This is a genomic window from Salmonella sp. SAL4457, assembly GCF_046548235.1.
GTDB lineage: Bacteria > Pseudomonadota > Gammaproteobacteria > Enterobacterales > Enterobacteriaceae > Salmonella > Salmonella enterica.
Window position 1 is genome coordinate 1 of the sequence record NZ_JBGDZO010000512.1, and the last position, 271, is coordinate 271.

Consider the following 271-nt stretch of genomic DNA (forward strand, 5'->3'; position numbering starts at 1 on the left):
GAAGGACGAAGTCGCATCACCGCGGAACGATCCACGTGCCGGCGAGATGATCCTGGATGCCGCGCGCGGGATTCCGCCATGCATACACGGCACCGGCGACGAAGATCGCAATGAAAAGGCCGTACGACAGCGCGACCGGCATAGTCGTGTGTTCCGCCCTGGCTCCAACACTCATGATCACGAACCACAGTAGTAGCGGCGACCAGGTGATCGTCGCGCGCAGCAGGGCGCGCCAGCGCGAGATCGGAGCGCCCTTGCGAGTCACGAGCAT

Annotated in this window: 1 protein-coding gene; it reads right to left on the reverse strand. The window is 63.8% G+C overall.

All coding sequences use genetic code 11. The features are described from left to right. Positions 1-16: 16 nt before the first annotated feature. The coding region (locus ACLJNW_RS25280; RefSeq protein WP_410961373.1) for a hypothetical protein at positions 17-271 on the reverse strand (255 nt) is incomplete at its 5' end.